The following is an 18765-nucleotide window of genomic DNA, read 5'->3' on the forward strand; positions in this document are numbered from 1 at the left end:
GCGCAACCAAGCGGCACCGGGCGCGCGGCATCAATCAATTGCGTTCGAGTTCGATGTCCAGACCCAGGGAACGGATTTCCTTGATCAGCACGTTGAATGACTCGGGCATCCCGGCCTCGATGATGTGATCGCCCTTGACGATGCTCTCGTACATCTTGGTGCGGCCCTGCGTATCGTCGGACTTGACGGTGAGCATTTCCTGCAGCACGTACGACGCGCCATAGGCTTCGAGCGCCCAGACTTCCATCTCGCCGAAGCGCTGGCCGCCGAACTGCGCCTTGCCGCCCAGCGGCTGCTGGGTGACCAGCGAGTACGGGCCGGTCGAGCGGGCGTGCATCTTGTCGTCCACCAGGTGATGGAGCTTGAGCACGTGCATGATGCCCACGGTCACCGGACGCTCGAAGACTTCGCCGGTACGACCGTCGGTCAGCATGACCTGCTTCTTCGACGCGGTGAGCTGCAGCTTCTGGGCAATGTCGTCGGGATAGGCGAGGTCGAGCATCTGTCCGATTTCGGCTTCGCTGGCGCCGTCGAACACCGGGCTGGCGATCGGCAGGCCGGCCTTGAGGTTGTTCGCCAGTTCCAGGATTTCGGCATCGCTGAGCTTGTCAAGCGCCTCTTGCTTGCCGCTGAAGTTGTACAGCGTGCCCAGGAACTTGCGCAGCTCGGTCGCCTTGGCATGCGACTGCAGCATGTCGTTGACACGCTTGCCGATGCCGATGGAGGCCCAGCCCAGATGGGTTTCGAGAATCTGGCCGATGTTCATGCGCGAGGGCACGCCCAGCGGGTTGAGCACGATGTCCACGGTGGTGCCGTCGGGCATGTGCGGCATGTCTTCGACCGGGACGATCTTGGACACCACACCCTTGTTGCCGTGACGGCCGGCCATCTTGTCGCCAGGCTGCAGGCGGCGCTTGACGGCCAGGTAGACCTTGACCATCTTGAGCACGCCGGTGGGCAGTTCGTCGCCCTGCGTGAGCTTGCGACGCTTTTCCTCGAACATCAGGTCGAAGGCGTGGCGACGCTTCTCCAGCGAGTCCTTGAGCTGCTCCATCTGCTGCGCCAGCGCCTCGTCGGCCGGGCGGATGTCGAACCAGTGGTAACGCTCGGTCTCGTTCAGGTAGTCGGCGGTGATGGTTGCGCCCTTGGACAGCTTGTTGGGGCCGCCATTGGCGGTCTTGCCGGTGAGCAGCTTGGCCAGACGGTCGAAGGTGTCGCCTTCGACAATGCGCATCTGGTCGTTCAGGTCGAGGCGATAGCGCTTGAGTTCGTCATCGATGATCTGCTGGGCGCGCTTGTCACGCGGAATGCCTTCGCGGGTGAACACCTGCACGTCAATGACGGTGCCGTACATGCCCGAGGGCACGCGCAGCGAGGTGTCCTTCACGTCGGACGCCTTCTCGCCGAAGATGGCGCGCAGCAGCTTTTCTTCCGGGGTGAGCTGGGTTTCGCCCTTGGGGGTGACCTTGCCCACGAGCACATCGCCCGCTTCCACCTCGGCGCCCACGTAGATGATGCCCGACTCGTCCAGCCGCGCGAGCTGATGCTCGGACAGGTTGGGAATGTCGCGGGTGATTTCCTCTGAACCCAGCTTGGTGTCGCGCGCCGGAACGTTCAGTTCCTCGATGTGGATCGAGGTGAAGCGGTCTTCGGCCACCACGCGCTCGGACAGCAGGATCGAGTCTTCGTAGTTGTAGCCGTTCCACGGCATGAAGGCCACCAGCATGTTCTGACCCAGAGCCAGCTCGCCGATGTCGGTCGAGGCGCCGTCGGCCACCACGTCCCCCTTGGCGAGCCGGTCACCGCGCTTGACCAAGGGGCGCTGGTGAATGTTGGTGTTCTGGTTGGAGCGCTGGTACTTGATGAGGTTGTAGATGTCCACGCCGACTTCGCCAGCCTGGGTTTCCTCGTCATTGACGCGCACCACGATGCGCGCGCTGTCGACATAGTCCACCACGCCGCCGCGCAGGGCAGTGACCACGGTGCCCGAGTCGACAGCGGTCACGCGCTCGACCCCGGTGCCGACCAGAGGCTTTTCGGGGCGCAGCACCGGCACTGCCTGACGCTGCATGTTGGCGCCCATCAGCGCGCGGTTGGCGTCGTCGTGCTCCAGGAAGGGAACGAGCGAAGCCGCCGCCGACACGATCTGGCTGGGCGACACGTCCATGTACTGCACACGCTCCGGCGAGACCATGATGGACTCGCCTGCTTCGCGCGCCGAGACCAGTTCGTCGTTGAGCAGGCCGTGTTCGTCCATGCCGGCATTGGCCTGGGCGATGACATACTTGCCTTCCTCGATGGCCGAGAGGTAGTCGATCTGGTCGGTCACCTTGCGGTCGATCACGCGGCGATACGGGGTTTCGATGAAGCCGTATTCGTTCAGGCGGGCGAACAATGCCAGCGAGTTGATCAGGCCGATGTTCGGGCCTTCCGGCGTTTCAATCGGGCAGACGCGGCCATAGTGGGTGGGATGCACGTCGCGCACCTCGAAGCCGGCGCGCTCGCGGGTCAGACCGCCCGGGCCCAGTGCCGAGACACGGCGCTTGTGGGTGATTTCCGACAGCGGGTTGGTCTGGTCCATGAACTGCGACAGCTGGCTGGACCCGAAGAACTCCTTGATCGCCGCGGAAATGGGCTTGGAGTTGATGAAGTCGTGCGGCATCAGGTTCTCGGTTTCGGCCTGGCCCAGACGCTCCTTGACCGCACGCTCGATGCGCGACAGCCCGGCGCGGAACTGGTTTTCGGCCAGCTCGCCCACGCAGCGCACCCGGCGATTGCCGAGGTGGTCGATGTCATCGACCTCGCCGCGGCCATTGCGCAGCTCGACCAACAGCTTGATGACCGCCATGATGTCTTCGTGCGACAGCACCATCTCGCCTTCGATCTCTTCACGGCCGAGACGGCGGTTGAACTTCATGCGGCCCACGCGTGACAGATCGTAGGCGTCAGCGTCGAAGAACAGACGGTTGAACAAGGCTTCGACCGCGTCTTCGGTCGGCGGCTCGCCGGGGCGCATCATGCGGTAGATCGCCACCTTGGCGCCGAGCTGGTCGGCCACTTCGTCGATGCGCAGGGTTTGCGAAATGAACGCGCCCTGGTCGAGGTCGTTGATGTAGAGCGTCTGGATCTGCTGAATCCCGGCCTCGCGAATTTTTTTCAGCAACGGCTCGGTCAGCTCGTCGTTGGCACGGGCCACGATTTCGCCGGTGTCCTGCGACACGAGGTTGCGCGCCAGCACCTTGCCAAGCAGGAAGTCTTCCGGCACCGACAGGCGTTGCGTGCCACCCTGCTCCAGTTCGCGCAGGTGGCGGGTATTGATGCGCTTGTCCTTGGCGACCACCACTTTGCCATTCTGGTCGATCAGGTCGAAGCGCGCGACTTCACCCTTGAAGTGATCCGGCACGAATTCGAGCAGCGCGCCATCGTCCATCAACTGCATGTGGTCGAAGGCGAAGAAATGCGCCAGGATCTGCTCGGGGTTCAGGCCGAGCGCCTTGAGCAGAATGGTGACCGGCATCTTGCGGCGACGGTCGACGCGGAAATACAGAATGTCCTTGGCGTCGAACTCGAAGTCGAGCCAGGAGCCGCGGTAAGGAATGATGCGTGCAGAGAACAGCAGCTTGCCCGAACTGTGGGTCTTGCCCTTGTCATGCTCGAAGAACACGCCGGGCGAGCGATGCAACTGGCTGACGATCACCCGTTCGGTGCCGTTGATGATGAACGAGCCCTTGTCGGTCATGAGCGGAATCTCGCCCATGTAGACCTCCTGCTCCTTCACTTCCTTGACCGTGGGCTTGGCCGCCTCGCGGTCCATCACGATCAGGCGCACCTTCGCGCGCAACGCGCTGGCATAGGTCAGGCCGCGCTGCTGGCATTCACGCACGTCAAACACCGGCTTGGCCAGGGTGTAGCCGTTGTATTCCATGCGCACATTCTGGTTGTGCGACACGATGGGGAAAATGGCGCGGAACGCCGCTTCCAGTCCTTCGTCCTTGCGCTGCGGCGGGGGAAGGTCTTTCTGCAGAAAGGCCTCGTAGGAGTTGATCTGCGTAGCCAGCAGATAGGGAACATCCAGAACACTTTGGCGGCTGCCAAAACTTTTCCGAATGCGCTTTTTCTCAGTGAACGAGTAGGACATGGATACGCTCCGCTCCACAGGGACAAAATCAGTTATCGCATGACCCGGGAACGCCCCAGGCCATGTGGTAACCAAGCTGCCGGCCTGAACCGGCAGAAGGCGCGAAAGCCCGGAAGGCCATTCGACCTTCCGGGCCCACGCAAAACCGAGGCTTTACTTGATCTCGGCCTTGGCGCCAGCTTCTTCCAGCTTTTTCTTGGCAGCTTCGGCATCGGCCTTGGCCACACCTTCCTTGACCGCCTTGGGCGCGCCGTCCACCAGATCCTTGGCTTCCTTCAGGCCCAGGCCGGTGAGTTCGCGCACCGCCTTGATGACGCTGACCTTGTTCGCGCCGGCTTCGAGCAGCATCACGTTGAATTCGGTCTGCTCTTCAGCCGGGGCGGCAGCCGCACCACCCGCGCCAGGTGCGGCAACGGCCATCGCCGCGGCGGACACGCCGAACTTCTCTTCAAACGCCTTGACCAGGTCGTTGAGTTCCATGACGGTCATGCCGCCCACTGCGTCGAGAATGTCTTGTTGATTCATAGCCATTTGATGACTCCGAGGTGAATGTTTGAAAAAGGGGTTGTGAAAGCTTCAGCCAGATCAGGCTGCTTCGGCTTCGCGTTTCTTCGCCAGCTGGCCCAGCGCCACGGCAAAGCCGGACACGGGCGCCTGCATGACGCCAAGCAGACGCGCCAGCAGCACTTCGCGCGACGGGATGCTTGCGAGGGCCTTGACCCCGGCAGCGTCGATCGCCTTGCCGTTGACAACACCCGAACGGATGACCAGCTTGTCGTTGGTTTTTGCAAAGTCGTTGATGACCCGTGCGGCAGCCACTGCGTCTTCGGAAAATCCGTAGATCAGCGGTCCCGTCATGTCTGCGGCAATCGACTCGCACGGGGTTCCCGTGACGGCGCGCTTGGCCAGGGTGTTCTTGAACACCTGGAGATGCACCCCGTTTTCGCGAGCCTGCTTGCGCAGCTTGGTCATCTGCTCGACTGCAATGCCGCGGTACTCGGCCAGAACCAGGGATTGCGCCTTGGTTGCCAGCGCCGAGATTTCCTCGACTGAAGCTTGCTTTTCAGAGCGGTTGAGACTCAAGATTGACTCCTGAAGAAATTGCCATGCACCGAACGGTTCATGGCGCCTATACAAGCGTCCTCTGGAGTGACTCCAGGCACGGCTTGCGCAATGCCTGTTCTCTCGTCCAGCGGGTTCGCCATCTGCGCAGACCCGGCTCCTGCAGCCTGAAGCCGAATTAAGCGAGGCATGCCGCCCCGCGCCTGCGGTCTTGGATCGCCCGGGTCAGCGCAGCGTTGCCGACCCGGCCCACCAATTCCTGTCCGCATCGGCTTGCGCCGAGGCTGTTTTCAAACAATCACTGCCCGGCAACCGCCGCATTCACCGTGGAAGTGTCGACGCGCACGCCGATCCCCATGGTGGACGAGACCGCCACCTTCTTCAGATAAATGCCCTTGGCGGCCTGGGGGCGCGCCTTTTGCAGCGCCTCGATCAAGGCCGTGAGGTTGTTGCGCAGGGCATCGGCGCCAAACGAGGCGCGGCCAATGGTGCCGTGCACAATACCGGCCTTGTCGGCACGGAATTGCACCTGGCCCGCCTTGGCGTTTTTCACTGCGGTCGCGACATCAGGGGTCACGGTGCCCACCTTGGGGTTGGGCATCATGCCGCGCGGGCCGAGAATCTGGCCCAGCGCACCCACCACGCGCATGGCGTCGGGCGAGGCGATGACCACGTCGAAGTTGAGATTGCCGGCCTTGACCTGCTCGGCCAGATCGTCAAAACCCACGATGTCGGCACCAGCAGCCTTGGCTTCTTCCGCCTTCGCGCCCTGGGCGAACACGGCCACGCGCTTGACCTTGCCGGTGCCCGCGGGCAGCACGACGGAGCCGCGCACCACCTGGTCGGACTTGCGGGTATCCACCCCCAGGCTCACGGCCACATCGATGGACTCGTCGAACTTGGCGACTGCGCATTCCTTGATCAGCGCCAGCGCGTCATCGAGGGCATAGAGCTTGTTGGAATCGACCTTGGCACGCAAGGCGGCATAGCGTTTTGGCATCTTGGACATTTACACGCCCTCCACAGTCACGCCCATCGAACGGGCCGTGCCCGCGATGGTGCGCACAGCCGCATCCAGATCGGCGGCGGTCAGGTCTTTCATCTTGGTGTTGGCGATCTCTTCGAGCTGGGCGCGCGTGATCTTGCCGACCTTGTCGACATGCGGGCGGGCCGAACCCTTGTCGAGCTTGAGGGACTTCTTGATCAACACACCGGCGGGCGGCGTCTTGATGATGAAGGTGAACGACTTGTCTGCGAACGCGGTAATGACCACCGGCAGCGCCAATCCGGGCTCCACACCCTGGGTCTGGGCATTGAACGCCTTGCAGAACTCCATGATGTTGAGGCCGCGCTGGCCGAGTGCCGGACCGATCGGCGGCGAGGGATTGGCCTTGCCGGCCGGGACTTGCAGCTTGATGAAGCCGACAATTTTCTTTGCCATACTGACTCCGAATGGGTGCGAGCGCCTCAGTGACAGAGGCTCCCCGAAACCCGCCCTTTCATGCGTTTCTGCAACCCGGGCGGGACAGGCTGCAGAAAAAATCCATGCGCCGAGACTCAGGCCCCAGCATCAAATCGCGAAACGCGCGAATTGCACGCACTGCGCCGACCGCGATGGCAAATGGCACGCCTACAGACGTTCGATCTGCTGAAATTCCAGTTCTACCGGAGTGGCGCGGCCAAAAATGGTGACCGACACGCGCAGGCGGGACTTCTCGTAATTCACTTCTTCGACATTGCCGTTGAAGTCGGTGAACGGGCCTTCCTTGATGCGCACCATTTCACCCACCTCGAACTGCACCTTGGGACGCGGCTTCTCTGCGCCCTCCTGCATCTGGCTCATGATCTTGTTGACATCAGCCTCACTGATCGGCACCGGGCGATTCTTCGCGCCGCCCACGAAACCGGTCACCTTGCTGGTGTGCTTGACCAGATGCCAGGTCGCGTCGTCCATCTCCATCTCCACCAGCACATAGCCGGGGAAAAAACGACGTTCCGTAATGCTCTTGTGGCCATTCTTGATTTCGACCACTTCTTCCGTCGGCACCAGGATGCGGCCGAATTTGGACTGCATTCCTGCGCGCTCGATCCGCTCCGTCAGGTTGCGCTGCACCGCCTTTTCCATGCCGGAATAGGCGTGGACGACATACCACTGCTTGCCGACCTGCGCTGCCATTGTTTGTGCCTCAGCCATGCTTCATGCTCCTAGCGCTTCCAACCAAGAATCAAGTCGTAGAGCACATATTCCAGCGATTTGTCCGTGAGCCAGAGAAACAGGGCCATCAGAATGACAAACCCGAACACGATGCCCGTCATCTGGATCGCTTCCTTTCGGGTGGGCCAGACGACCTTCCTGGTTTCGCGGATCGCATCCTGACCATAGGCGATCAACGCCCGACCCGACTCCGACAGAAAAAAGATGACCACTGCGCCCAGGAGCAGGGCCAGCAGGACGAGCACGCGCACCCACATCGGCTGCCCGCCCAGACCATAAAACAAACCGAGCGCGGCAAGCAACAACACCGCCGCCGCACCCAACTTTGCTTTGTCCGCTCCAGTGGAAACGGTTTCGACAGACGGATTTGCCATATGGATTTACGCGCGTTCAACCCCGAGTTGATTCGGAGTGGCAGGGGCAGAGGGAATCGAACCCCCAACCTTCGGTTTTGGAGACCGACGCTCTGCCAATTGAGCTATGCCCCTGTATCTTCTAGCACCAAGGCCGTTGTCTGCGATACAGGCAACGGCCACAATTCAAACAGATGAAAGCGCGCCACGCTGGACGCGCCCTACAAAACCCTGCTTCAAATGAAAAACGTCACTCGATGATCTTCGCCACCACACCGGCGCCGACGGTGCGACCGCCTTCACGGATGGCGAAGCGCAGACCTTCTTCCATCGCGATCGGGGCGATGAGCTTGACGGTGATGCTGACGTTGTCGCCGGGCATGACCATTTCCTTGTCCTTGGGCAGTTCCACTGCGCCGGTGACGTCGGTGGTGCGGAAGTAGAACTGGGGACGGTAGTTGTTGAAGAAGGGGGTGTGGCGGCCGCCTTCGTCCTTCGAGAGGACGTAGATCTCGGCGGTGAAGTGGGTGTGGGGCTTGACGCTGCCGGGCTTGCACAGCACCTGGCCGCGCTCGACGTCTTCGCGCTTGGTGCCACGCAGCAGAATGCCGACGTTGTCGCCGGCCTGGCCTTGGTCGAGCAGCTTGCGGAACATCTCGACGCCGGTGCAGGTGGTCTTCTGGGTGGGACGGATGCCGACAATTTCGATTTCTTCGCCGACCTTGATGATGCCGCGCTCGATGCGCCCGGTCACCACGGTGCCACGGCCGGAGATGGAGAAGACGTCTTCAACGGGCATGAGGAAGGCGCCGTCCACGGCACGCTCGGGCGTGGGGATGTAGCTGTCGAGGGCGTCGGCCAGGCGGAAGATGGCTTGTTCGCCGAGGTCGCCCTTGTCGCCTTCGAGGGCGAGCTTGGCCGAGCCTTTGATGATGGGGGTGTCGTCGCCGGGGAAGTCGTACTTGGAGAGGAGTTCGCGCACTTCCATTTCAACGAGTTCGAGCAGCTCGGCGTCGTCGACCATGTCGCACTTGTTGAGGAAGACGATGATGTAGGGCACGCCGACCTGACGGGCGAGCAGGATGTGCTCGCGGGTCTGGGGCATGGGGCCGTCGGCGGCGGAGACGACGAGGATGGCACCGTCCATCTGGGCCGCACCGGTGATCATGTTCTTGACGTAGTCGGCGTGGCCGGGGCAGTCGACGTGGGCGTAGTGCCGGGTGGCGGTCTCGTATTCGACGTGGGCGGTGTTGATGGTGATGCCGCGGGCCTTTTCTTCGGGTGCTGCGTCGATCTCGTCGTACTTCTTGGCCGAACCGCCATACTTGGCCGACAGCACGGTGGTGATGGCCGCCGTCAGCGTGGTCTTGCCGTGATCGACGTGACCAATCGTGCCCACGTTGACGTGCGGCTTGGTCCGCTCAAACTTTTCCTTTGCCATGATTCAAACTCCTCAAGCCAACAAAGATCGACAAATCAACAAAATCAGTGGTGCCCATGGCGGGAATCGGACCCGCGACCTCTCCCTTACCAAGGGAGTGCTCTGCCACTGAGCCACATGGGCCTGAACGCTTGCGCGCCCAAGGTTAAACCTGTTGCCACGGCACAAGACCATGCCAGATACTGGAGCGGGAGACGGGAATCGAACCCGCACCATTAGCTTGGAAGGCTAAGGTTCTACCATTGAACTACTCCCGCCTTGCCACGCCTGCCTTGTCATGCCGCTGCCGCACATCCAATACTCTGGCGCGATCAAGGCCGCCGTTTTGCTTCTCGCTCTGCCATCTGTCGCCACCCGCACCCGGGCGAACACCGACAGCAAATCCTTCATTTTGTGCCTGGTGGAGAGGGCTGGATTCGAACCAGCGTACTCGTTAGAGGGCAGATTTACAGTCTGCTGCCATTAACCACTCGGCCACCTCTCCGAGGCGAACCGCAGATTCTCAGCGATTTTTTCTGCAATGTCAAACCAAAGGTTTTGCGCCGAATCATGCAAACAACGTGCTCAGCGCCTGGCCCGGTTCCGGAGCCCGCATGAACGCCTCCCCCACCAAAAAGGCCTGTACCCCTGCGCCGCGCATGCGCCTGACGTCGTCCGGCGCAAGAATGCCGCTTTCAGTGACGACCAGCCGGTCGGCGGGAATGCGCGGCAGCAGATCGAGCGTGGTATCGAGGCGCGTCTCGAAGGTGCGGAGATTGCGGTTGTTGATGCCGAGCAGCGGCGTGCGCAGCTGCAATGCCGCCTCCAGCTCTGCGGCGTCATGCACTTCGACCAGCACATCGAGTCCCAGATCGCGCGCCTGTGCCTCGAGATCGATCATCTGTTGCAATGGCATTGCCGCTGCAATGAGCAGAATGCAGTCGGCCTGCATTGCCGCCGCTTCAACGACCTGGTAAGGGTCGACGATGAAATCCTTGCGCAGCACCGGCAGCGCGCAGGCCGCACGGGCTTGCTGCAGGTAGGCCGTGGCGCCCTGAAAATACTGCGCGTCTGTCAGGACGGACAGGCAGGTTGCACCACCTGCGGCGTAGCTGCGGGCAATGGCCGGCGGATCGAAATCGGCGCGCAACACACCGCGCGAAGGGCTGGCTTTCTTGATTTCCGCGATCACGGCCGGACCACCCAGCGCAACCTTTCTTTGCAGCGCTGCGGCAAAACCGCGCGGCGTGTCACGCGCCGCCGCCCGCTCCCGCAGGGCAGACAAGGGCATGTGGGCGCGCGCCGCAGCCACTTCCTCGGCCTTGGTGGCCAGAATGCGCTGAAGAATGTCGTTGCTCATATCAGGACCGCGTGGCCGTTCGGTGGGAAGACGCCGGGTGCGCCGGGTGCGCAAAGAGGGTGTGCACGTTACGCACCGGCCTGGGCGGGAGTCTGCATCGCGTGCGTGACACGGACAAAATCCTGCAGCTTGCTGCGGGCGGCACCGCTGGAGATGGCTTCTCGCGCCATTTGCACGCCTTCGATCAGCGTGGGCGCCACGTTGGCCGCATACAGCGCCACGCCCGCATTGAGCGCGACGATGTCCCGCGCCGGGCCGTCGACGTCGTTGAGCGCTTCGTGCAGCAATTCGATGGATTGCGCGGGACCGTCCACGCGCAGGGCATCGAGCGGCGCAGCCTTCAGCCCGAGATCGCCGGGATGAATGGCGTACTCGGTGATCTGACCATTTTTCAGTTCACCCACCAGCGTTTCGCCTGACAGCGACACTTCGTCGAGTCCGTCCAGACCATGCACCACCACTGCATGCTCGCTGCCCAGGCGCTGCAGCACCCGCACCAGAATGCCAACGAGGTCGGGGTGAAACACGCCGAGCAGTTGATTGGGCGCGCCTGCGGGATTGGTCAGCGGCCCGAGGATGTTGAAAATGGTGCGCACGCCCAGTTCCTTGCGCACGGGCGCGGCATGTTTCATCGCCGGATGATGGTTGGGCGCAAACATGAACCCGATGCCGCATTGCGCCAGGCTCTGCGCCACCTGCTCGGGCGCGAGCTGAATGTTGGCGCCCAGCGCCTCAAGCGCATCCGCCGAACCGGACGACGAACTCACGCTCCGCCCGCCGTGCTTGGCCACCTGCGCACCCGCAGCCGCTGCCACGAACATGCTCGCGGTGGAGATGTTGAAGGTGCGCGCCGAGTCGCCGCCGGTGCCGACAATGTCGACCAGCCGCCGCTTGTCGGCCACCTCGACCGGCGTGGAGAATTCGCGCATCACCGCTGCCGCCGCGGCAATCTCACCGATGGTCTCCTTCTTCACCCGCAGACCGGTGATGATCGCCGCCATCATGACCGGCGACATCTCCCCGGTCATGATGCGGCGCATCAGGGCAATCATTTCATCGTGGAAGATTTCTCGGTGCTCGATGACGCGCACCAGCGCGTCGTGATTACTGATGGTCATGGAAATGGCCCTCGCTCAACGTCAGAAAATTCTGCAGCAGCTTGTGGCCGTGCTCGGTTTCGATCGACTCGGGGTGAAACTGCACCCCCTCGATGGCGAAGTGCCGATGACGCACGCCCATGATCTCGCCGTCCTCGGTCTGCGCGGTGACTTCCAGGCAGGCGGGCAGGGTGTCGCGCTCGATCGCCAGCGAGTGATAGCGCACCACGGTGTAGGGGCTGGGCAGATCGGCGAACACGCCCTTGCCGTCGTGCGTGACCGGACTGGTCTTGCCGTGCATGATGTGCCGCGCCCGCACGATGCGTCCGCCGAACGCCGCGCCGATGGCCTGATGTCCCAGGCACACGCCCAGAATGGGCAGCCGGCCCGCGAAATACTGCAGCAGCGGAACGGAAATCCCGGCTTCGGCCGGCGAGCAGGGGCCGGGTGAAATGACGATGCGCTCGGGGTTGAGCGCGGCGATGGCCTCGAGATCGAGCTCATCATTGCGCACGGTCTGCACGTCCTGCCCGAGCTCGCCGAAATATTGCACCAGGTTGTAGGTAAAGCTGTCGTAGTTGTCGATCATCAGCAGCATAAGAAACCTAACTCGTCATTTTTGATGTGTTTCGTGACCATACGCTCTTTTGGTACCCGGATTTTTCTTCGCTGAAACACCTTGCTTGAACCCCGGCGGAACCACGCATGCCCGAGTGCTGCATTATCTCTGCGGTGAGAGTCGTGCTCGCCATGCTGCCCTGGGCATCGATCGCCATGTCAGATCCGAGGACCGTCCGTCCCTGGGTACTCGCACGCAAGCGGTCTCTGATCTCGAAGGAACGATCCGCAGCATGGGCGCGTTTTGTCGAAGGGTGCGACGAGAGCGCTTCTGGTGCGAGGGTTGAGATGGACATGGTCATTTTGTTGGATCAGGCTGAGGGTGATTCCGGCGCGGCCACTGCAGGCAACACCGCAGCATCGGGATAGCGCCGCTTGAGCAGCAAAAACAGCAGCACCGGCACGATGAGCAGAGTCAGGAACGTGCCGACGATCAGCCCGCCGATGGCCACCACCGCCAGGGGTGAGAGGCGCTCGAGCCCCACCGCCCACTCGAACGCCACGGGAATCATGCCCACCGCCGCAGCGGCAGCGGTCATCAGGATGGGCCGGGTGCGCAGGTCCACGGCCTGCAGAATCGCCGCCTTCAGCGGCACGCCGCGGCCCAGCGCCTCCTGCGCGAAATCGACCAGCAGAATGCCGTTCTTGACGATGATGCCCATGAGCAGGATCAGCCCCATGAACGACGGCATGCAGCCGTGCTTGTCGGCAATCAGCATCGCCCAGGCGGCGCCGATCACCGCCAGGGGCAAGGTGACCAGAATCGCAATCGGTGTGATGAACGAGCGAAAGGCAATGACCAGCACCACCGCGAGCAGCACGATGCCCAGCGCGAGCGACTGACCGAGGCGGGTGAACGAGGCATTCATTTCCTTCATCTCGCCTTCATCCGAAATGGTGTAGCCGCGCGGCAGTTGCAGTCCCTTCAAGGCTTCGGCCACATGCGCATCCAGGGCCGTGACCGCGATGTCGCGGCGATAGCCGATCACATCCACCGTGCGCACCAGGTTCTGATGGGTGTAGGTGGTTGGTGCATAGACCGTCTTGACCGTGGCCACCTGTGCCAACGGCACGATGGCACCGTTGGGTGCGGTGATGTTGAGTGCGGCGATTGCGGCGGGGCTGGAACGCGCGTCACTGCGCAGCCGCACCCAGACGGGAATGCTGTTTTCGCCTTCCACCCGCAGGCTGCCGCCGGGGATGCCGTTGACCTGCGCCGCGACCTGCTGCGCAATCGCGCCCGGGGTCAGGCCGTAGCTCGACGCCTTGGCCGCGTCCACATCGAGCTGCAGCCGCTTGGAATCGCCCTGCCAGCTGCGCTCGAACCCGGTGAGCCCGCCGACCTTGGCGAGCCGCGCTTCGATCTCGCCCGCAATCTGGTCGAGCACCCGCCAATCCGGGCCGCTGACCATGAGGTCGACCGTGCCGCGAATCGACGACAGGGGTGTGGCGCCATAGACCACCGCGTTGGCGTCGATCACCCCGGGAATCGCCCGCACTTTTTGTTGCATGACCTCGTTGATCTGGAAGATGGTCTCATCGCGATGAAAGCGGTCGACCAGATTCACCGTCGCCATGCCCTGCGAGAAAATGCGCGCGGCGCCGAAGGATTTGTCCTGCGGTTCGGCGCCGACCACGGTCGAGGTGGACAGGAGCCAGCCCGGTTTGACCGAGGAGCGAATCGCCGCGTCGACCGCCTTGGCAATGTGCTGCATCTGCGCCGCGTCGGTGTCGGGTTGGGCCTCGAAGGTGATCTGGGTGATGCCCGAATCCATCAGCGGCATGAGTTCGCGTCCGACCACCGGCAACTGCCGCAGCGAGGCCAGCGTCAGCAGCAGGGCGACAAACAGCACACGCTTGGGATTCTCGAGCGCCCAGGTCACAACCCTTGCGTAAAACCGCTTGAGCGGCTTGATGACCCAGGTGTCGAAATACGACAGCGGTTTGCGCAGCGGATCGCGCGCGCCCGGCTTGAGCAGCCACGGCGTGAGCAGCGGAATGATGGTCACCGCGACGATGAACGAGGCAGCCAACGCCACCATCAGGCTCACCGACAGCGGCCGCAGCACCGTCTGCACGAAGCCACCAATGAACACGATGGGCAGCAGCACCACGCCATTGGCGATGGTGCCGGAGAGCACCGCGAGCATCACCTCCTGCGTGCCATTGGCCGCCACCGCCAGACCCGACTCGCCATGCTCGCGCATGCGCCGCTCGATGTTTTCGATCACCACGATGGCATCGTCGGCGAGCAGCCCGACGGCGATGATGATCGCGGTGAGCGTGATCATGTCGAACTCATAGCCGATCAGCTTCATCACCAAGAAGGTGAGCAGATAGGTGAACGGCAGCGACAGCGCGGTAATGAACGCCGCACGCGTATCGGCGAGGAACAGCAGGATGACGAACACCGTCATGATCAACGCGTCGCGCAGCGCGCCCAGCATGTTGTCCACGGTCAGGTCGATCAGCCGCAGCTGGCCGTCGGATTGGGCAACGGACAGCATCGGAAACTCGGCGCGGATTTGCGGCAGCGCCGCGTCGATGTTGCGCGCGGTGGTCGCGGCGTAGCCGTTTTCGCCGCGCAGCAAGGACACCGCGATCGCCTCATGTCCATTGCCGCGGTAGAGCGAAGTGGGGTCGGCATCGCCCCAGCCCACGGTGCCAAGATCGCCCACGCGCACGAAGCCGCCGCCCGGCACCGGCACTTGCACCTCGGCGAGCTGCTGGGGGTTGTGCGCCAGGCTGTTGAGGGTGAGCAGAAAGCGGAAGCCGTCACGGTGCACCAGGCCTTCGGGCGCGGTGATGTTGCTCGCCGCCAGCGCCGCAGCCACGGTTGCCACATTCAGATGATGCGCGGCCAATGCGCTGCGGTCCAGATTGACCTGCACCTGCCGTTCATGCCCGCCGAACACCTCGACCTCGGACACGCCGGGGATGCGCAGCAGCCGGTCGCGGAACTGGTTTTCGGCAATGCGCCGCACCTCGGACAAATCGAGATTGGAATGCTTTGCCGGGGTGAGCGCGAGCACCGTCACCGGCTGCGCCGCATTGGTGATGCGAAAGATCACCGGCGCCTTGCTGCCCGCGGGCAAGCTGGATTCCACGCGCTTGAGCTCGGTGAGCACCTTGGTCGCGGCGATGTTGATGTCGTTGCCATACTCGAACTCGACCGTCACCGCCGACACCTGGTCGCGCGACACCGAGGTCACGCGCCGCACGCCGTCGATGGCCGAGAGCTGGGTTTCGATCGGGTGGGTGACGTCCTGCTCGACGTCGCTCGCTTCCGCGCCCGGCCATTGCGTGACCACGCTGATCATCGGCCGGTTGGTGTCCGGAAACAGGTTCATCGGCATCGTGAAATACGCACCGATGCCGGCGACGACGACAAGCAGTGCGATCGCGATGATCGCGTGCGACCGGCCCAGCAGCCGTTGCATGAGGTTCATTGCGCCGCTCCCGCTGCCGTCACGGCCGCATCGCCTTCGCGCATCTGCGACAGCACGGCGGTCTGACCAACCACCACCTGCTCACCCGGCTGGAGTGCCCCGCTCACTGCTGCGCGGTTTGCACCGATCTGCAGAACCTTCACCGCAACGATGCGCAGCCGCCCGGGCTCGCCTGTTTTGGCTGGCGGCGTGAACGCGAGCACATGCGCCTGATCGCCGCTGCCGACCACGGCGGCCACGGGAACCGTCAGCAGCGCCGCGGTCTGCGACGGTGCCGATTGCGGGGTCAGTGTCAGGGTTGCCGCGACTGTGCTGCCGCTGGGCAGGCCGAAGGGACTGGTGGGGGCGTCGGCTTCGGCCGTGCCTAGACCTGCGGCATTGACCGCAGGGGAAATGCGGGTGATGGGCAAATCGACCGTCTGCCCGCCCTGGCTCAGGTGCAGCACATCGCCCACCTTCACCTGCGCGAGTTGGTCGGCGGGCAGAGTCACCCGCACCACCGCGCCCTTGCCTGCGGTGAGCTGATAGACCGGCTTGCCGGGGGCGGCGGTGTCACCGACTTCGACCAGGCGTTGCGCCACCACCGCGTCCTGCGGTGCGCGGATGTCGGCATAGCCGAGCTGCACTTGCAGCGCGGCAATCTGGTCGGACAGCGCCTGCACCGAAGCGCGGGCCGCATCAACGGCGGTGCGCGCCTGATCGGCCTGCGCCTGGCTCACGCCGCCTTCGGCCAGAACCGCGTCGGTCCGCGCCTGTTGCTTGGCGGCGTAGTCGGCATTGGCGCGCGCGGCGATGCGCTGTTGTTCCAATGCCGAGATATTGCTGGCAATCGCCCGCGCGTCGATGCGCGCCAGCAGTTCACCGCGTTTGACTGCCACCCCGGCGCGCGGGCCGATGGCCGTGACCGTGCCCTGAATTTGCGGCACCAGGGTGATGGTGTTTGGTGCCTCGACCGTGGCTACGCTCTGCAAACTGGCGGCTACCGTTCCGCGTTGCACTGTGCCGACCTGCACCGCCCAAGGCGTGGGTGCAGGCGGCGGGCTGGCATCGGCCTGATGCAGTCGGTGGAAATGCAACCACAGGCCGCCTGCGATCAACAGAATGGGGATGGGAAGCAGATACCAGGGCTTGCGCTTGCGCGCGGGGGACGTGGGAGATGGGGTGACGGGCGTGTTCATGGGTTGAGACTCGCAGGCGTGGATGCGTTGTTCTGTAGGGCAGCGGGTGGCTCGCCGTAGGCGTAGCGCAGGGCGTCATCGGCCTGCCACCAACCCGCCAGGGCGCTGGCGACGCTGGCACGCGCGCTGGCCAGTGCCGCTTCGGCGTCGATCAGATCGGTGGCCGAGCCCAGGCCGTTCTTGAACCGGTCCTGTTCGATGCGCGCACTCTCGGCGGCCGCGCGCAGGCCCGATTCGGCCGCGCGCCAGGATTGATCCTGCGCGTTCCACAGCGCCACGGCGCCATCACGCGCGGCGCGCAGATTGTCCTGCGCGGCCTGCAGCTGTTGCTGCGCCTGATCGGCTGCGGCCTGCGCAGCGTCAACCGCTGCGGTCTGCGCCCCGCCTGACCAGAGGTTGAAGGTCACACCGAGGTTGAACTGCCAGGTGTCGATGGGCCGGTTGTCCCAATGCACGGCGTTGCGGTTCCAGTTGGCGGTGGCGGCGAATTGCGGCAGCATCGCTCGCTGCGCTGAACGCACCTTGTCCTGGCTGGCGAGCAGCGCGCTTTGCGCTGCCTGAATCGACGGTGGCAGCAGGTTGCGGTTGACCGGAAAGTGCGCCGGGCCGGAGTCCGGAGCGGACACTGGGGCGTCAAAGCTCGACACGCCCATCAGCGCGGCGAGCTGCGCCCTTATCTTGCGCTGCTGCCCATCGACCCCGGCAATCTGCGCCTGCACCGCGGCGACGGCAGCCTGCACCCGCAGCAGGTTGACGCGGGCGATGTTGCCGACCTTCAGCCCGGCCGCGGCCACGCGCACACTGGTCTGCAACGATTCCAGTTGCTTGTCGAGCGCCTGCCGCTGTCCGGCCAGCGCCTGCAGATTGCGATAGAGGGTTGCACCCTGCAACAGGGCGCGCAGTCGCACATCGTCCGCACTCCATTGCGCACCGGCAGCACGGGCACGGGTGGCGTCGACCTCGGCAGCGATCTGGCCGCTGAGGTCGATGGGCAGTTGCGCGTTCAGGCCGTAGCCGAACTGGTCTGCCGAAAACGGATAGGCCGCCACGTTCGGCGGCAGGGTGATCGCGCGGGTGAGCCGCGGGTCGTTGTAATGCTGGGACAGGGCGTAGGCATCGACCTTGCCGAACCACGCCGCGCGCGCCTGTTGCACCTGCGCCAGCGTCTGCGCCACGCTCGCCCGGGCGGCAAGCACATCAGGAGAGCGTGCACCGATGGTCTGCAGCACCTCGGCGAGGCTCGCCTCGGGTTGCGCTGTTGAGGCGGCAGTGGATGCGGCAACGACCGGAGCGCTTGCGCCCGCTGCGGCAGACTGTGCTGCTGCCACGGTGGGCGCACTGACAGCGACCGTGAGCGCGCATGCCAAACCAGCCTGCTTGAGGGAAAAGACAGAAGACCGCGTCATGATCGTTGGTCACAGGGAGTTGTTGGGCTGAGGCCGCCGCGCACGATACTGCCTTCGAGCGTGGTGCCAGCGGAAACGGTGTTGTAGACCGTGCCGAACTGCTGCACATTGCGGTGCAACAAGGCCAGGCGATGATCGTCCTCATCGGTGTCGACCGTGATGCGATAGGTGATGCGCTGCATCTTCGGCGGGGCGTCCTGGCGCTCGCCATGGACGGCGATGTGGACCCCACGGTATTGGAATTTGAGGATGGGCGCGACCCGCTCGATGTTCTTGAGCATGCAGGCGCCGACTGCGGCGAGCAGAAGCTCGGCCGGGTTGAACGCATCATCCCGGCCCTCGACGGCCGAGTCGACCGCTAGACACGCTTCTTTACACTGGGCGCGCGCGCCGTGCGCATCGACCCGGTCGAGGGTGACGTCGTAGGTGAGCATGCAAACCTCCGTTGGTTTGTTGTGAACTTCGCCCT

Annotated in this window: 15 protein-coding genes and 4 tRNA genes; all 19 read right to left on the bottom strand. The window is 63.7% G+C overall.

From position 1 onward, the window contains the following. Positions 1-34: 34 nt before the first annotated feature. Positions 35-4138 (bottom strand): DNA-directed RNA polymerase subunit beta, encoded by a 4104-nt coding sequence (gene rpoB, locus AC1ZQA_RS15520; RefSeq protein ID WP_482677730.1) that lies wholly within the window; start codon positions 4136-4138, stop codon positions 35-37. Between the two features lie 153 nt (positions 4139-4291). Then, complete coding sequence (gene rplL / locus AC1ZQA_RS15525) at positions 4292-4669, bottom strand: 50S ribosomal protein L7/L12 (protein ID WP_482677731.1); 378 nt, start codon at positions 4667-4669, stop codon at positions 4292-4294. Between the two features lie 54 nt (positions 4670-4723). Then, positions 4724-5221: a 50S ribosomal protein L10 gene (gene rplJ, locus AC1ZQA_RS15530; protein ID WP_482677732.1), complete on the bottom strand. Its 498-nt coding sequence runs from the start codon at positions 5219-5221 to the stop codon at positions 4724-4726. Positions 5222-5498: 277 nt separating this feature from the next. After that, complete coding sequence (gene rplA / locus AC1ZQA_RS15535; protein WP_482677733.1) at positions 5499-6209, bottom strand: 50S ribosomal protein L1; 711 nt, start codon at positions 6207-6209, stop codon at positions 5499-5501. Next, positions 6210-6641 carry a 50S ribosomal protein L11 gene (gene rplK / locus AC1ZQA_RS15540; RefSeq protein WP_482677734.1) on the bottom strand — a complete coding sequence of 144 codons (432 nt, stop codon included), beginning with the start codon at positions 6639-6641 and terminating at the stop codon, positions 6210-6212. A gap of 189 nt (positions 6642-6830) precedes the next feature. After that, positions 6831-7394, bottom strand: a complete 564-nt coding sequence (nusG, locus tag AC1ZQA_RS15545) for a transcription termination/antitermination protein NusG (protein WP_482677735.1) — start codon at positions 7392-7394, stop codon at positions 6831-6833. A gap of 11 nt (positions 7395-7405) precedes the next feature. After that, the gene (gene secE, locus AC1ZQA_RS15550) at positions 7406-7789 is read right to left on the bottom strand and encodes a preprotein translocase subunit SecE (RefSeq protein ID WP_482677736.1); all 384 of its coding nucleotides are present in this window, start codon (positions 7787-7789) and stop codon (positions 7406-7408) included. A 38-nt stretch (positions 7790-7827) separates the two neighbouring features. Beyond that, positions 7828-7903, bottom strand: a tRNA-Trp gene (locus tag AC1ZQA_RS15555). 115 nt (positions 7904-8018) lie between these two features. Beyond that, positions 8019-9209: an elongation factor Tu gene (tuf, locus tag AC1ZQA_RS15560; RefSeq protein ID WP_482677737.1), complete on the bottom strand. Its 1191-nt coding sequence runs from the start codon at positions 9207-9209 to the stop codon at positions 8019-8021. 48 nt (positions 9210-9257) lie between these two features. After that, a tRNA-Thr gene (locus AC1ZQA_RS15565) sits at positions 9258-9332 on the bottom strand. Positions 9333-9392: 60 nt separating this feature from the next. Further along, positions 9393-9466, bottom strand: a tRNA-Gly gene (locus AC1ZQA_RS15570). 141 nt (positions 9467-9607) lie between these two features. Beyond that, positions 9608-9693 (bottom strand) — tRNA-Tyr (locus tag AC1ZQA_RS15575). A 63-nt stretch (positions 9694-9756) separates the two neighbouring features. Continuing rightward, on the bottom strand, positions 9757-10548 hold the full coding sequence (gene trpC / locus AC1ZQA_RS15580) for an indole-3-glycerol phosphate synthase TrpC (protein ID WP_482677738.1): 792 nt from the start codon (positions 10546-10548) through the stop codon (positions 9757-9759). Between the two features lie 68 nt (positions 10549-10616). Beyond that, on the bottom strand, positions 10617-11666 hold the full coding sequence (gene trpD / locus AC1ZQA_RS15585; RefSeq protein ID WP_482677739.1) for an anthranilate phosphoribosyltransferase: 1050 nt from the start codon (positions 11664-11666) through the stop codon (positions 10617-10619). Then, positions 11653-12243 carry an anthranilate synthase component II gene (locus AC1ZQA_RS15590; protein ID WP_482677740.1) on the bottom strand — a complete coding sequence of 197 codons (591 nt, stop codon included), beginning with the start codon at positions 12241-12243 and terminating at the stop codon, positions 11653-11655. Before AC1ZQA_RS15590 ends, trpD begins: the two co-directional genes overlap by 14 nt. 331 nt (positions 12244-12574) lie before the next feature. Beyond that, complete coding sequence (locus AC1ZQA_RS15595) at positions 12575-15712, bottom strand: efflux RND transporter permease subunit (RefSeq protein ID WP_482677741.1); 3138 nt, start codon at positions 15710-15712, stop codon at positions 12575-12577. Next, complete coding sequence (locus tag AC1ZQA_RS15600; RefSeq protein ID WP_482677742.1) at positions 15709-16890, bottom strand: efflux RND transporter periplasmic adaptor subunit; 1182 nt, start codon at positions 16888-16890, stop codon at positions 15709-15711. Before AC1ZQA_RS15600 ends, AC1ZQA_RS15595 begins: the two co-directional genes overlap by 4 nt. Beyond that, a complete protein-coding gene (locus AC1ZQA_RS15605) occupies positions 16887-18296 on the bottom strand; it encodes a TolC family protein (RefSeq protein WP_482677743.1) in 1410 nt (469 codons plus the stop codon). The genes AC1ZQA_RS15600 and AC1ZQA_RS15605 overlap by 4 nt, the downstream gene beginning before the upstream one ends. Continuing rightward, positions 18293-18730, bottom strand: a complete 438-nt coding sequence (locus AC1ZQA_RS15610) for an OsmC family protein (protein ID WP_482677744.1) — start codon at positions 18728-18730, stop codon at positions 18293-18295. Before AC1ZQA_RS15610 ends, AC1ZQA_RS15605 begins: the two co-directional genes overlap by 4 nt. Positions 18731-18765 lie beyond the last annotated feature (35 nt).

This window comes from Thiomonas sp. DCM-2 (genome assembly GCF_056820905.1).